The 13,843-nt window shown below is 70.0% G+C and carries 10 protein-coding genes; 8 read left to right on the top strand and 2 right to left on the bottom strand.

Annotated features, from left to right (window positions below; translation table 11 throughout):
• The first annotated feature begins 151 nt into the window (after window positions 1-151).
• Window positions 152-1,348, top strand: coding sequence for a signal recognition particle-docking protein FtsY (gene ftsY / locus OHT21_RS12695; RefSeq protein ID WP_328768374.1), 1,197 nt, complete (start codon window positions 152-154; stop codon window positions 1,346-1,348).
• An 81-nt stretch (window positions 1,349-1,429) separates the two neighbouring features.
• On the opposite strand, the gene OHT21_RS12690 is transcribed toward ftsY, so the two are convergent.
• Window positions 1,430-2,098: a bifunctional DNA primase/polymerase gene (locus OHT21_RS12690; RefSeq protein ID WP_328768373.1), complete on the bottom strand. Its 669-nt coding sequence runs from the start codon at window positions 2,096-2,098 to the stop codon at window positions 1,430-1,432.
• Window positions 2,099-2,537: 439 nt separating this feature from the next.
• On the opposite strand from OHT21_RS12690, the gene nsdA reads away from it, so the two are divergent.
• From nsdA to ffh, 5 genes are all read left to right on the top strand, one after another.
• A complete protein-coding gene (gene nsdA / locus OHT21_RS12685) occupies window positions 2,538-4,022 on the top strand; it encodes a transcriptional repressor NsdA (RefSeq protein WP_328774064.1) in 1,485 nt (494 codons plus the stop codon).
• Window positions 4,023-4,334: 312 nt separating this feature from the next.
• Window positions 4,335-5,672, top strand: a complete 1,338-nt coding sequence (locus OHT21_RS12680) for an ammonium transporter (protein ID WP_328768371.1) — start codon at window positions 4,335-4,337, stop codon at window positions 5,670-5,672.
• Complete coding sequence (locus OHT21_RS12675; RefSeq protein WP_165263595.1) at window positions 5,669-6,007, top strand: P-II family nitrogen regulator; 339 nt, start codon at window positions 5,669-5,671, stop codon at window positions 6,005-6,007. Before OHT21_RS12680 ends, OHT21_RS12675 begins: the two co-directional genes overlap by 4 nt.
• Window positions 6,008-6,032: 25 nt before the next feature.
• Window positions 6,033-8,561 (top strand): [protein-PII] uridylyltransferase, encoded by a 2,529-nt coding sequence (locus tag OHT21_RS12670; RefSeq protein WP_328768370.1) that lies wholly within the window; start codon window positions 6,033-6,035, stop codon window positions 8,559-8,561.
• A gap of 139 nt (window positions 8,562-8,700) precedes the next feature.
• A complete protein-coding gene (ffh, locus tag OHT21_RS12665; protein ID WP_328768369.1) occupies window positions 8,701-10,254 on the top strand; it encodes a signal recognition particle protein in 1,554 nt (517 codons plus the stop codon).
• 82 nt (window positions 10,255-10,336) lie between these two features.
• Here the strand turns inward: ffh and OHT21_RS12660 are convergent, their stop codons facing one another.
• The gene (locus OHT21_RS12660; RefSeq protein ID WP_328768368.1) at window positions 10,337-11,203 is read right to left on the bottom strand and encodes an SAM-dependent methyltransferase; all 867 of its coding nucleotides are present in this window, start codon (window positions 11,201-11,203) and stop codon (window positions 10,337-10,339) included.
• Window positions 11,204-11,436: 233 nt separating this feature from the next.
• Between OHT21_RS12660 and proS the strand changes: the two genes are divergently transcribed.
• Window positions 11,437-12,852, top strand: coding sequence for a proline--tRNA ligase (proS, locus tag OHT21_RS12655; RefSeq protein ID WP_328768367.1), 1,416 nt, complete (start codon window positions 11,437-11,439; stop codon window positions 12,850-12,852).
• A gap of 314 nt (window positions 12,853-13,166) precedes the next feature.
• A complete protein-coding gene (locus OHT21_RS12650; protein ID WP_328768366.1) occupies window positions 13,167-13,763 on the top strand; it encodes a hypothetical protein in 597 nt (198 codons plus the stop codon).
• Window positions 13,764-13,843 lie beyond the last annotated feature (80 nt).

Raw genomic sequence — 13,843 nt, 5'->3', positions numbered from 1 at the left:
AACCGCATACTGGTCCCGTTGTGACTCCGCCCCAAGGGGCTTCTCGCCGAACCGAGGCCAGGCGACGGGCCAGCCCGGCCCGCAGGGAGGAAAAGTCCCTGCGAGGAGAACGAACGATCGCCCGACGGGTCACGCCATACTGGGTTGCGTTATGGAAATCGTCATCCTTCTTGTAGTCATCGCCGTAGTCGTGATCGGTGCGCTCGGCGGGCTCGTCGTCGGCAGCCGCCGACGGAAGCAGCCGCCCCCGCCGCCCCCCACCACGCCCGACATCACCGCCCCTCCGGCCGAGCCGCACGTCGGCGACGAGGCCGAGACGCCACGTGAGGAACCGCGCCGCACGATCGAGGAGGTGGATCTTCCGGACACCTCGGGGGCCGTCGCCGTCGAGGAACGTCCGGCCGCACCCGAGATCGAGATCCCGGAGCCGACCGCGGGGCGCCTGGTGCGCCTGCGCGCCCGCCTCTCCCGCTCGCAGAACGCGCTCGGCAAGGGGCTGCTCACGCTCCTCTCGCGCGAGCACCTGGACGACGACACCTGGGAGGAGATCGAGGACACGCTGCTCACCGCCGATGTCGGCGTGCAGCCCACCCAGGAGCTGGTCGAGGGGCTGCGTGAGCGTGTGAAGGTGCTCGGCACGCGTACGCCCGAGGAGCTGCGCGGCCTGCTGCGCGAGGAGCTGCTCAAGCTGGTCGGCACCGATATGGACCGCACCGTGAAGACGGAGCCCGAGGCCAGCAAGCCCGGCATCGTGATGGTCGTCGGCGTCAACGGCACCGGAAAGACCACCACCACCGGCAAGCTCGCCCGCGTCCTCGTCGCGGATGGCCGCACCGTCGTCCTGGGGGCCGCCGACACCTTCCGTGCCGCCGCCGCCGATCAGCTCCAGACCTGGGGCGAGCGGGTCGGGGCGTACACCGTGCGCGGGCCCGAGGCCGGCGATCCGGCCTCCGTGGCCTTCGACGCGGTCAAGGAGGGCAAGGAGATGGGCACGGACGTCGTGCTCATCGACACCGCGGGGCGCCTGCACACCAAGACCGGGCTCATGGACGAGCTCGGCAAGGTCAAGCGCGTGGTCGAGAAGCAGGCGCCGCTCGACGAGATCCTGCTGGTCCTGGACGCCACCACCGGTCAGAACGGCCTTGTCCAGGCCCGTGTCTTCGCCGAGGTCGTCGACATCACCGGCATCGTCCTGACGAAGCTCGACGGCACGGCCAAGGGCGGCATCGTCATCGCGGTGCAGCGTGAGCTGGGGGTTCCGGTCAAGCTCGTCGGCCTGGGGGAGGGCGCGGACGACTTGGCGCCGTTCGAGCCGGAGGCTTTTGTTGACGCTCTTATCGGAGATTGAGACCAGGTACGGAAATCCGTATGTGGTTGGAGAAGCGCCCGTCCCAAGGTGCAGTTGGGTCGGGCGCTTCGCTATGTGCGGCTACGCCCGCGACCGATGCGCCACGTAAGCCAGCGTCCCCAGTAACAGGCGAGCGGCGGGCGGCTTCGTCGCCGAGTCGAGGGCGGGGGAGCGGAGCCAGCGGACCGGGCCGAGGCCGGCGCGGTCGGAGGGCGGGGCCGTGATGTATGTGCCGGGGCCGAGGCCGTGCAGGTCGAGGGTGGCGTCGTCCCAGTCCCAGCCCATGCGGTAGAGGAGCTCGGGCAGTTCGGCCGCTGTGCCGGGGGCGACGAAGAAGTGGGCGCGGCCGTCCGGGGTCGCCGTCACGGGGCCCAGCGGGAGGCCCATCCGTTCGAGGCGGATCAGTGCGCGGCGTCCGGCGGGTTCGGCGACCTCGATCACGTCGAAGGCGCGCCCCACCGGGAGCATCATGGCGGCGCCGGGGAAGTCGGCCCAGGCCTCGGTCGCCTGGTCGAGGGTGGCACCGGCCGGGATGACCGGCGCGAAGTCCAGCGGGTGCGCGCCGGGTGCCGGGCAGTCGGCCCGGCCGCAGGAGCAGGAACCAGCTGCGGCCCGGGCGCCGGGCACCACGTCCCAGCCCCACAGTCCGGTGAACTCGGCCACGGTGGTGCATTCCGGCGTACGGCCGCGGCGACGTGAGCCGGGTCTGATCTCGCGCATCCCACGGCTACCGCCGATCGTGAAGCCCATGCCCCCTCCAACAGGTTCAGCGCACCGATGGTTACGTGACGGAATCGGAGCGTAACCCTGTGTTCCCGGCGCCGACTTGGGTCAAGCCGCGCCCGGAAGCGCTGCGGGTGGTGCGCTTGGCTGCGTGCGCCCCGGTGTGCTCCGTTCCGCCACTCCTGGCCGTCCTGTGTCAAGTGAATCGCGGACCGGCCACTGTGAGTTCATTCGAAGGGGTGGCGAATGGTGGCGTTTCCGCTTCCGCCATGGCCGGGGAGGTGATCGTAGGATTACTGTGTGTGCACGACTCCTGGGGGCGCTCGCACTCGTGAGTATGCCGGAGGCAAGTCGGCACTTCGTTCGACAGGTGAGAACCGCCGGACGGGCGACCGTATGTACCGGCAATCTGGTAGGGCTTGGCGCACACAGCGCAACAAGTGGTTTCAGAAATGGGGGCGTGCCAGTGGGCGGCAACGGCGGAAGCGGGACGAACGCCACGAACGCTGACAAGCGCCCCAATGAGCTGCTCGGCTCCTGGTTCGTGCGCAGCGGCTGGTCCAAGGGTGAGCTGGCGCGCCAAGTGAACCGCAGGGCCCGCCAGTTGGGCGCCAATCACATCTCCACGGACACCTCCCGCGTACGCCGCTGGCTGGACGGGGAGAACCCGCGCGAGCCGATCCCGCGCATCCTGTCCGAGCTCTTTTCCGAGCGCTTCGGCTGCGTCGTCGCCGTCGAGGACCTCGGCCTGCGCTCCGCCCACCAGTCACCGTCCGTGTCCGGTGTCGACCTGCCGTGGACCGCCCCGCAGACCGTCGCCCTGATCAGCGAGTTCTCCCGCAGCGACCTCATGCTCGCTCGCCGCGGCTTCCTCGGCACCTCGCTGGCGCTCTCCGCCGGCGCGTCACTGATCGAGCCCATGCAGCGCTGGCTGGTACCCAGCCCCGCGAACCCCCGCCAAGAACCCGAGCCCCAGTCCGGCCTGCGCCGCGCCAGCCGGCTGTCCAAGCCCGAGCTCGATCTGCTGGAGACCACCACGGTCATGTTCCGGCAGTGGGACGCGCAGTGCGGCGGCGGGCTGCGCCGCAAGGCCGTCGTCGGCCAGCTGCACGAGGTGACGGACCTCCTCCAGGAACCCCAGCCCGAGGCCACCGCCAAGCGCCTGTTCAAGGTCGCCGCCGAGCTGGCCGAGCTCGCGGGCTGGATGAGCTACGACGTCGGGCTGCAGCCCACCGCGCAGAAGTACTTCGTCCTCGCCCTGCACGCCGCCAAGGAAGCCGCAGAAAAGCCGCTCGGCTCGTACATCCTGTCCAGCATGAGCCGCCAGATGATCCACCTCGGGCGGCCCGACGACGCCCTGGAACTGATCCATCTCGCACAGTACGGAGGGCGTGACTGCGCGAGCCCTCGTACACAGTCCATGCTGTATGCGATGGAGGCCCGGGCGTACGCCAATATGGGCCAGCCCGGCAAGTGCAAGCGCGCCGTCCGGATGGCCGAGGACACCTTCGTAGACGCCGAGGATTTCGACGAGCCCGAGCCCGACTGGATCCGCTTCTTCAACGAGGCGGAGCTGCACGCCGAGAACTCCCACTCCTACCGCGACCTCGCCTATGTCGCGGGCCGCAGCCCCACGTACGCCTCGCTCGCCGAGCCCGTGATGCGCAAGGCCGTCGACCTCTTCGCGAAGGACACCGAGCACCAGCGTTCGTACGCACTCAACCTCATCGGGATGGCCACGGTGCACCTGCTGCAGCGCGAGCCCGAGCAGGGAGCGGAGCTCACCAGGAAGGCGCTCAGGGTCGCCAAGAAGGTCCGCTCCGAGCGGGTCAACACCCGTATTCGAAAGACCGTCGACACGGCCGTACGCGACTTCGGGGACCTCGCCGAAGTGGTCGATCTGACCGAGCAACTGGCCCTGGACCTGCCCGAGACCGCCGACGCGGTCTGACCCGCAAAGCCCCGGCCGCGGCCCGCCGTCCCTTACCGCCCGACTCGGCTCCCCACGCCAGGTCATCGGATGGCAGGCCGCGGTCGGCTGCCCGCCTTCGCCAGAAGGTTGCGCCACGATAACGATCGCGCGAGCGGACATCCGGCAGTTCATCAAGGCGTAACACGCGAGGGGTCTTCGTCACGGCGGCGAAACATCGAGGGGCTTCGACGGAAACGGCGCTGCGCCAATCTCATGGCGCATAACCGGCCCACCGCTCTGCCCGCTCAGGCTTCCCCCGCACGGGGCCGTACCAACGACGAGGAGACGCCGATGGCACCAGCCATCACCCTGGCCGCGGACGCACCCACGCTGTCCGCCGCCAACACCGGGTTCATGCTCATCTGTTCTGCTCTGGTGATGCTCATGACACCGGGCCTGGCCTTCTTCTACGGAGGCATGGTCCGCGTCAAGAGCACCCTCAATATGCTGATGATGAGCTTCATCAGCCTGGGGATCGTCACCATCCTGTGGGTGCTGTACGGCTTCTCCATGGCGTTCGGCACCGACTCCGGCAGCATCATCGGCTGGTCTTCGGACTACGTCGGGCTCAGCGGCATCGGTCTTACGCAGCTCTGGGACGGCTACACCATCCCGATCTACGTCTTCGCCGTCTTCCAGCTGATGTTCGCGATCATCACGCCCGCCCTGATCAGCGGTGCGCTCGCGGACCGTGTGAAGTTCACGGCGTGGGCCCTGTTCGTCGCCCTGTGGGCCACGGTCGTCTACTTCCCGGTCGCGCACTGGGTCTGGGGCGCCGGCGGCTGGGCCTTCGAGCTCGGTGTGATCGACTTCGCCGGTGGTACGGCGGTGCACATCAACGCGGGTGCCGCGGCGCTCGGCGTGATTCTGGTCATCGGCAAGCGCGTCGGCTTCAAGAAGGACCCGATGCGCCCGCACAGCCTGCCGCTGGTCATGCTCGGCGCCGGTCTGCTGTGGTTCGGCTGGTTCGGATTCAACGCCGGCTCCTGGCTCGGCAACGATGACGGCGTCGGCGCGCTGATGTTCATCAACACGCAGGTCGCCACCGCCGCCGCCGTACTCGCCTGGCTCGCCTACGAGAAGATCCGCCACGGCGCGTTCACCACTCTCGGTGCCGCCTCCGGCGCGGTCGCCGGTCTGGTCGCGATCACCCCGGCCGGTGGCGCGGTCTCCCCGCTCGGCGCGATCGCCGTCGGTGCCATCGCCGGTGTGCTGTGCGCCATGGCCGTCGGCCTGAAGTACAAGCTCGGCTACGACGACTCCCTCGACGTCGTCGGCGTCCACCTCGTCGGCGGTGTCGCCGGCTCCCTGCTCATCGGCTTCTTCGCCACCGGCGGCGGCCAGTCCGACGTGGCCGGTCTCTTCTACGGCGGCGGCCTGGACCAGTTCTGGAAGCAGTGCGCCGGTGTCTTCGCGGTCCTCGCCTACTCCCTCGTGGCCTCCGCGATCCTCGCCTTCCTGATCGACAAGACGATCGGGATGCGGGTCAGCGAGGATGACGAGGTCGCGGGCATCGACCAGGTCGAGCACGCCGAGACCGCATACGACTTCAGCGGCGCCGGCGGCGGCTCCGCTCGGAGCACCGCTCCGGCCCCGGCCCCGACGGAGTCCAAGAAGGTGGACGCATGAAGCTCATCACCGCAGTCGTCAAGCCCCACCGGCTCGACGAGATCAAGGAAGCCCTCCAGGCCTTCGGAGTGCACGGCCTGACGGTCACCGAGGCCAGCGGTTACGGTCGTCAGCGGGGACACACCGAGGTCTACCGCGGTGCCGAGTACACCGTCGACCTGGTCCCCAAGATCCGTATCGAGGTGCTGGCCGAGGACGACGACGCCGAACAGCTGGTCGACGTCATCGTCAAGGCGGCCCGTACCGGCAAGATCGGGGACGGCAAGGTCTGGTCCATCCCGGTCGAGACGGCGGTCCGGGTCCGGACCGGCGAGCGCGGACCCGACGCGCTGTAAGAAGAAGAAGAACAGGAGTCGCTGGGTGACGAGTACGGACGTACGTACGGAAGCAGAGGACTCGGGACCCAGCGGCTATGCGGCGGCCCGGCTGCGCCTCCTCCAGGAGGGGGCGCGGTCCGGGCCGCCGCGCCGTGCGGCCCTCGCGGAACTGACCGACGACTGGCTCACCGGTCTGTTCGACGCCGGAGCCGAAGGGCTGCGCGGCGTCTCCCTCGTGGCCGTCGGCGGCTACGGCCGCGGTGAGCTGTCCCCGCGCAGCGACCTCGACCTGCTGCTCCTGCACGACGGCAGCGCCGACGCTGACGCGGTCGCCGCCCTCGCGGACCGCATCTGGTACCCGGTGTGGGACCTCGGCCTCGCCCTCGACCACTCCGTCCGTACGCCCGCCGAGGCGCGCAAGACCGCGGGCGACGACCTGAAGGTCCAGCTCGGATTGCTCGACGCCCGCCATCTCGCCGGCGACCTCGGCCTGACCGCCGGACTGCGTACGGCCGTCCTCGCCGACTGGCGCAACCAGGCGCCCAAACGCCTGCCCGAACTCCAGGAACTGTGCGCCGAACGGGCCGAGCGCCAGGGCGAGTTGCAGTACCTCCTCGAACCCGACCTCAAGGAAGCGCGCGGCGGCCTCCGCGACGCCACCGCCCTGCGCGCCGTCGCCGCCTCCTGGCTCGCGGACGCCCCGCGCGAGGGCCTCGCCGACGCCCGCAAGCGGATACTCGACGTCCGCGACGCCCTGCACCTCGCCACCGGCCGTGCCACCGACCGGCTCTCGCTCCAGGAGCAGGACCAGGTCGCCGCCGAGCTCGGCCTGCTGGACGCCGACACCCTGCTGCGCCAGGTGTACGAGGCCGCCCGCGTCATCTCGTACGCCAGTGACGTCACTTGGCGTGAAGTGGGGCGCGTACTCAAGTCACGCGCTGTACGCCCGCGCCTGCGCAAAATGGCAAGGGAGCGTAGCGACTTCCTTAGAAGGGCGGTGGTGGGCGACGGGAGGGCGCTGGGCGGCGGCAAGCCCGCCCCCGAGCGGTCCCCGCTCGCAGAGGGCGTCGTCGAGCAGGACGGCGAAGTCGTCCTCGCCCGCGCCGCACGCCCCGACCGCGACCTCGTGCTGCCGCTGCGCGCCGCCGCCGCGGCCGCCCAGTCCGGACTGCCGCTCTCGCTGCACGCCGTCCGCCGGATGGCCGCCGCGGCCCGCCCGCTCCCCACGCCCTGGCCCGCCGAGGCCCGCGAACAGCTCGTCACGCTGCTCGGCTCCGGGCGCCCCACCGTCGACGTCTGGGAGGCGCTGGAGGCAGAGGGCCTGATCACCCAGCTGCTGCCCGACTGGGAACGCGTACGCTGCCGCCCGCAGCGCAACGCCGTGCACATCTGGACCGTCGACCGGCACCTCATCGAGACCGCGGTGCAGGCCTCCGAGCTGACCCGCCGCGTCGGCCGCCCCGACCTCCTCCTGGTCTCCGCGCTGCTGCACGACATCGGCAAGGGCTGGCCCGGCGACCACTCCGTCGCCGGCGAGATCATCGCGCGCGACGTGGCCGCCCGGATCGGCTTCGACCGCGATGACGTGGCCGTGCTCTCCACCCTGGTACGCCACCACCTGCTGCTCATCGACACGGCTACCCGGCGCGACCTCGAAGACCCGGCCACCGTGCGCTCGGTCGCCGACGCGGTCGGCTCACAGGGCACGCTGGAACTGCTGCACGCCCTCACCGAGGCGGACGCGCTGGCCACCGGACCCGCCGCCTGGTCCTCGTGGCGCGCGTCCCTGGTGGCCGACCTGGTCAAACGCGTCTCGGCCGTACTCGCCGGGGACGCCCCCGAGGAGCCGGAGAGCGCCGCGCCCACCGCCGAGCAGGAGCGGCTCGCCATCGAGGCGTTCCGCACCGGCAGCCCCGTACTCTCCCTGCGCGCCCAGACCGAACCGCCGGCCGAGGACCCCTCGGGCGAGCCCGAACCCCTCGGCGTGGAGCTGCTCATCGCGGTTCCGGACCAGCCCGGGGTGCTGCCCGCCGTGGCCGGAGTACTCGCGATGCACCGGCTCACCGTGCGTACGGCGGAACTGCGGGCGCTGGATCTGCCGGACTCCGTCCAGGACTCCGAGGGTTCCCCGGGTTCCGACGGCTCTGTACTGCTCCTCGACTGGCGCGTCGCCGCCGAGTACGGCTCGCTCCCGCAGGCCGCCCGGCTCCGCGCCGACCTCGTCCGCGCCCTCGACGGCTCCCTGGACATCGCGGGGCGGCTGGCCGAGCGGGACGCCGCGTATCCCCGCCGCCGGGGCATCATCGCGCCACCGCCGCGGGTGACGGTCGCCTCGGTCGGATCGCGGCGGGCCACGGTGATCGAGGTACGGGCGCATGACGCGCCTGGGCTGCTGCACCGCATCGGGCGAGCCCTGGAGGACGCGAACGTCCGCGTGCGCAGCGCCCACGTCAGCACCCTGGGCGCGAACGCCGTGGACGCCTTCTACGTGACGGGTCCCGAGGGGGCACCCTTGCCGGGCGAGGAGGCGGCTTCGGTGGCTCGCTCGCTGGAGGAGACGTTGCGGGAGTGAGGGCGTGACCTAGGGGGTGCGTGTACCGAGGTTTCCGTCCCTGCCCGCTGACTGCAGCGGGCAGGGACGATTCGCTTGCCGGGCCAGATACCCTGGAGGGCGACCCATACCCGTCACCGATGCGAGGACCGACGCCGCCGTGTTCGATACTCTCTCCGATCGCCTTGCAGCCACCTTCAAATCCCTCCGAGGGAAAGGCAGGCTGAGCGAGGCGGATATCGACGCCACGGCACGCGAGATCCGTATCGCCCTGCTGGAGGCGGACGTCGCGCTCCCGGTGGTGCGCGCCTTCATCAAGCAGGTCAAGGAGCGGGCGACCGGCGCCGAGGTCTCCCAGGCCCTCAACCCGGCCCAGCAGGTCATCAAGATCGTCAACGAGGAGCTCGTCGGCATCCTCGGCGGCGAGACCCGCCGGCTGCGCTTCGCCAAGCAGCCTCCTACCGTGATCATGCTCGCGGGTCTGCAGGGTGCCGGTAAGACGACCCTCGCCGGAAAGCTCGGCAAGTGGCTCCAGAGCCAGGGCCACGCCCCCGTGCTCGTCGCCTGCGACCTCCAGCGCCCGAACGCCGTGAACCAGCTGAGCGTCGTCGCCGAGCGCGCGGGCGTCGGCATCTTCGCGCCCGAGCCGGGCAACGGCGTGGGCGACCCGGTCCAGGTCGCCAAGGACTCCATCGAGTACGCGAAGCAGAAGCTGCACGACGTCGTCATCGTCGACACCGCGGGCCGCCTCGGTATCGACACCGAGATGATGCAGCAGGCCGCTGACATCCGTGACGCGGTCTCGCCGGACGAGGTCCTCTTCGTCGTGGACGCGATGATCGGTCAGGACGCGGTGAACACCGCGGAGGCCTTCCGGGACGGCGTCGGCTTCGACGGCGTGGTCCTGTCGAAGCTCGACGGTGACGCCCGCGGTGGTGCGGCGCTGTCGATCGCACATGTCACCGGCCGCCAGATCATGTTCGCCTCGAACGGCGAGAAGCTGGACGACTTCGACGCGTTCCACCCGGACCGCATGGCGTCCCGCATTCTCGGCATGGGCGACATGCTCACGCTGATCGAGAAGGCCGAGCAGACCTTCTCGCAGCAAGAGGCCGAGAAGATGGCCTCGAAGCTGGCGTCCAGCAAGGGCAAGGACTTCACGCTCGACGACTTCCTGGAGCAGATGGAGCAGGTCAGGAAGATGGGCTCCATCTCCAAGCTGCTCGGCATGCTCCCGGGCATGGGCCAGATCAAGGACCAGATCAACAACCTCGACGAGCGCGACGTCGACCGTACGGCCGCGATCATCAAGTCGATGACTCCGGCCGAGCGCCAGGAGCCGACGATCATCAACGGCTCGCGGCGCGCCCGTATCGCCAAGGGTTCCGGTGTCGAGGTCAGCGCGGTGAAGGGCCTGGTCGAGCGGTTCTTCGAGGCGCGCAAGATGATGTCGCGCATGGCCCAGGGCGGCGGCATGCCGGGTATGCCCGGGATGCCGGGCTCGGGCGGTGGCGCCGGCCGGACGAAGAAGGCTCCCAAGAAGGCCAAGGGCAAGCAGCGCTCGGGCAACCCGATGAAGCGCAAGCAGCAGGAGCAGGAAGCCGCCGCCCGCCGGGAGGCCGCCAGCCAGGCCGGCGGCGCCTTGGGCCTGCCGGGCGGTCAGCCGCCGCAGGACTTCGAACTGCCCGACGAGTTCAAGAAGTTCATGCGCTGACGGGTTCGTCCCACACGCTTTTCGCTCGTACGTCGCTGGGGGCGCCCTTCTTCGGGAGGGCACCCCCAGCGACGTATCTGCGCTACGGCGTACGCGCGATCAGGTACCTGAACACATTCGGCATCCACACCGTGCCGTCGTGCCGCTGATGAGCATGGAGTGCTTCCGTCAGCTCCTTGTCGACCTGGGCCTGGTCGGTCGCGGCGGCGGCCGCGTCGAAGAGGCCGGTGGACAGCAGTCCGCGTACGGCGTTGTCCATGTCGGCGTACCCGAAGGGGCAGGCCACGCGTCCGGAGCCGTCGGGCCGCAGGCCGGAGCGCTGGGCGACCTCCTCCAGGTCGTCGCGGCGGGCCGGGCGCCAGCTGCCCGGGCTGCGCAGGGGGTCCGCCAGTTTGGTGGCGACCCGCAGCACGGACGAGGTGGTGCAGCGTTCCGGCGGGCCCCAGCCGACGAGGACCACCGGGGTGCCGCGGGCGGCGAGCGGTGTCGCGGCCTGAAGGAGTTCACCGAGACCTTCGGAGTCGCCGGCCGTGCAGCCGATCGGTTCGAAGGCGGTCACCAGGTTGTACGCGGGCGCATCCGCGTTTTCGGCCTCCTCCGGGGGCCCGTCGACCAGCCGTACGTCTTGTGCGCCCGCACGCGCGCGCGTGCCCCACGCTTCGGGCAGCAGACGTTCCCGCGCGAGGGCCAGCCGTTCGGGTGTGCACGCGTCGACACCGGTGACCGTGGCGCCCCGTGAGGCCGCCATCAGGAGGGCGAGGCCGGAACCGCAGCCGAGGCCGAGTAGGCGGGTCGAGGGGCCTACTTCGAGTCGTTCGTAGACGGCTTCGTAGAGCGGGACGAGCATCCGTTCCTGGATCTCGGCCCAGTCACGCGCGCGTGAGCACGGGTCCACACGGGACGTGGGTCCAGTGTGAGGCAGGTGCTGCCGCACGAGCGTAGGTGTCATAAAGCGCCCCAATCCACCGAGAGTTGCTACTGTGCCCCGTTTCCTTTGCCCCCGTGCAGTGCGCTCCGCACTCCCCCCGTATGCCAGGAAACTCCGCGCTCGTCGTGGCGTCCAGGGGTTGAGGCCGTCTGCTTGAGTGCCACCCGTATGCGCCTCAATGCGCCCTGGCTGGTTGGCGTGCGGAGGAATAATTCGGTGACGATCGGGACAGTGGCCGCCGTACTCTTCGCGCCATGGCAAAGGCACCTGTTCTCACTCTCCAGGCGGACGATTTTCCGCGCTGGTACCAGGATCTGATCACCAAGGCCGAGCTGGCCGACAACGGTCCGGTCCGCGGCACCATGGTGATCCGACCGTACGGGTACGGGCTGTGGGAGCGGATGCAGCAGGACATGGACGCCCGCATCAAGGAGACGGGCACCCAGAACGCGTACTTCCCGCTCCTGATCCCGCAGTCGTACCTCGCCAGGGAGGCCGATCACGTCGAGGGCTTCGCACCCGAGCTGGCCGTCGTCACCCATGGAGGCGGCAAGGAGCTCGAGGAGCCCGCCGTCGTCCGCCCCACCTCAGAGATGATCACCAACGCTTCCTTCTCGAAGTGGGTGCAGAGCTACCGCGACCTGCCGCTGCTGATCAACCAGTGGGGGAACGTGGTGCGCTGGGAGCTGCGTCCGCGCCTCTTCCTGCGGACCACCGAGTTCCTGTGGCAGGAGGGGCACACCGCGCACGCCACGTACGAGGAGGCGCGTGATTTCGCGGCCCGCATCCAGCGCCACGTCTATGCGGACTTCATGGAGAACACCCTCGCGATGGATGTCGTCCTGGGCCGCAAGACCACCAGGGAGCGTTTCGCGGGCGCCATCAACACCCTCACGCTCGAGGGCATGATGGGCGACGGCAAGGCGCTCCAGTTGGGCACCAGCCATGAACTCGGCCAGAACTTCGCGAAGGCGTTCAACACCCGCTTCCTGTCGAAAGAGGGCACGCAGGAACTGGTCTGGCAGACCTCCTGGGGATCGACGACCCGCATGATCGGCGCCCTGGTGATGATGCACGGCGACGACGACGGTCTCCGGGTCCCGCCCCGACTCGCCGCCGTCCAGGCCGTCGTCCTCGCCGTGAAGGGCGATGACGCGGTTCTGACCAAGGTCCGGGAGTTGGGCGACCGGCTGAAGGCAGCGGGTGTACGCGTCCAGGTGGACGACCGTACGGACGTGCCGTTCGGCCGCCGAGTCGTGGACTGGGAACTCAAGGGCGTACCCGTACGCATCGAGGTCGGCCCCCGTGACCTGGAGAACGGCACCGCGATGCTGGCCCGGCGCATCCCCGGCAGCAAGGATCCGGTGGCGATCGACTCACTCGCCGGCCTGCTTCCCGCCGTCCTGGAGGACGACCAGGCGCTGCTCCTGCGGCAGTCGCGGGAGCGCCGTGAGTCCCGTACGGCTGCGGTGTCGACGATCGAGGAGGCCGTCGAGGCGGCGGCGTCGGGTGGCTGGGCGCGGATCCCGTGGGCCGCTCTCGGCGCGGAAGGTGAGGCCAAGCTGGCCGAGCACGCGGTGACCGTACGGTGTCTGGTCGCGGAGGACGGGTCGGTTCCCGAGTCCGAGGACGCACCCGGTAACGTCGCCGTTGTCGCGCGCGCCTACTGAGGCCCACTAGGGCCTGACGAGAGCGGCTGAAACGCCTCTTGCGCCGTTGATGGCCACAGGTGCCCCGGCGCGTGGACATGGTCTACGTGTCGAACAGAAGGGGTGGCCCGAAGGGGCTCGTTTGAGGGTGGCGGTGGGAGACGGGTGGGCGTACGTATTACTACGTACCGGCTTGGTATGAGCTGTGAGGCTTCTCCGCAGATCAGCGCACCCGCCCTCGTCCGGACGTATCAGCGGCAACTGACGGGTACGTGCAATTTATTTGGGATGCCCCGGAATAGGAACACACGGGCACTCAGGCTCGTTGTCACGACGTGAGCACGACACCACCTGTTCTCGCCGCAGAGCTGGCAGGGGCGTGGGCCGATATTCAGCGGCACCACCCCGAACTGCCGGATCTTGCCGCGCCCGAGTCCCTGATCGGAGAATCGTCGTCCGCCTGCGGACACGAGCTCTCCTTCGAACGACTGCTTCACGAAGCAGTCCACGGCATCGCCGCCGCCCGAGGAGTCCGAGACACCTCGCGCGCCGGCCGGTACCACAACCGCAGATTCCTGGCGATCGCCGAGGAGTTGGGCCTCGACCACCCCGAGGAGCCGCATCCCAGCAGTGGCTTCTCGCTGGTCACGCTCAGCCCCGAGGCGAAGCGGCGCTACCGCCCGACGATCGAGCGGCTGACCCGCGCCCTCAAGGCGCACTCCGCCGCGACCTCCGCCGACACGGCCCGCAGCTTCCGGGGCCCGGCCGCCCGGCACGGCTCCTCCGGAGGCGGTGTCCGGGTCAAGGCGGTCTGCGACTGCGGGCGTAACGTCCGCGTCGTCCCGTCGGTCCTCGCCCAGGCACCCATCGTCTGCGGCGGCTGCGGGAAGCCGTTCCGCATCCCCGAGGTGGTCGGCGCCGCAGCGGGCTGAGCGGCGCCCCGCACGGGGCCGGTGACGCCCGTGGCCGTCCTGGTGACGGCCACGGCCCCGGTTCGGCATGCCCGTCCACG

It is taken from the genome of Streptomyces sp. NBC_00286 (genome assembly GCF_036173125.1).
Lineage (GTDB): Bacteria > Actinomycetota > Actinomycetes > Streptomycetales > Streptomycetaceae > Streptomyces.
The sequence above is the reverse complement of the archived record's forward strand: the minus strand, read 5'-3'. Positions and strand labels throughout refer to the sequence as shown.

Excerpts from the sequence above, each read along its gene's own strand:
- ftsY (WP_328768374.1), top strand. The coding sequence starts at position 152 with ATGGAAATCGTCATCCTTCTTGTAGTCATCGCCGTAGTCGTGATCGGT.
- OHT21_RS12690 (WP_328768373.1), bottom strand. The coding sequence starts at position 2,098 with ATGGGCTTCACGATCGGCGGTAGCCGTGGGATGCGCGAGATCAGACCC.
- OHT21_RS12680 (WP_328768371.1), top strand. The coding sequence starts at position 4,335 with ATGGCACCAGCCATCACCCTGGCCGCGGACGCACCCACGCTGTCCGCC.
- OHT21_RS12675 (WP_165263595.1), top strand. The coding sequence starts at position 5,669 with ATGAAGCTCATCACCGCAGTCGTCAAGCCCCACCGGCTCGACGAGATC.
- OHT21_RS12660 (WP_328768368.1), bottom strand. The coding sequence starts at position 11,203 with ATGACACCTACGCTCGTGCGGCAGCACCTGCCTCACACTGGACCCACG.
- proS (WP_328768367.1), top strand. The coding sequence starts at position 11,437 with ATGGCAAAGGCACCTGTTCTCACTCTCCAGGCGGACGATTTTCCGCGC.